Origin of the sequence: Streptomyces glaucus (genome assembly GCF_039533365.1) — a bacterium.
In the GTDB taxonomy this organism is placed as follows: Bacteria; Actinomycetota; Actinomycetes; order Streptomycetales; family Streptomycetaceae; genus Streptomyces; species Streptomyces glaucus.
This window is the reverse complement of the sequence record NZ_BAAATK010000160.1, coordinates 1-525: the sequence shown is the minus strand read 5'-3', so window position 1 is coordinate 525 and position 525 is coordinate 1. Positions and strand designations below refer to the sequence as shown.

Below are 525 nucleotides of genomic sequence, written 5' to 3'. Positions count from 1 at the left end.
GCTTCGACTCCCTGACCGCGGTCGAGCTGCGCAACCGGCTCACCTCCGCCACCGGGATCACCCTCCCGGTGACCGTGATCTTCGACCACCCGACCCCGGCCGCCCTCGCGGTGTCGCTGCGGGAGCGGTTGGTCGGTTCCGGGGCCGACGGCCTGCCGGACGACAGGGGTGCCGCGGCGTCGACGGCGTCCCCCGTGGCCCACGACGAGCCGATCGCCATCATCGGCATGGGCTGCCGTTACCCCGGCGGTGTGGACTCCCCCGAGTCCCTCTGGGACCTGGTGACTTCCGGTCGTGATGGCATCACCCGGCTTCCGCTGGACCGCGGATGGAACATGCGGACGCTGGAGGACGTCGCCGCGTTCGGCGGGTTCGTCGACGGGGCCGCGGAGTTCGACGCGGAGTTGTTCGGGATCAATCCGCGTGAGGCGCTGGCGATGGATCCGCAGCAGCGGTTGCTGCTGGAGACGGCCTGGGAGGCGCTGGAGCGGGCCGGCATCGATCCGCTGTCCCTGCGCGGCACCG

The 525-nt window shown here is 72.0% G+C and carries 1 protein-coding gene; it reads left to right on the top strand.

Annotated elements, in window-relative coordinates:
* The coding region (locus ABD363_RS32515; protein WP_344610052.1) for a beta-ketoacyl synthase N-terminal-like domain-containing protein at positions 1 to 525 on the top strand (525 nt) is incomplete at both ends.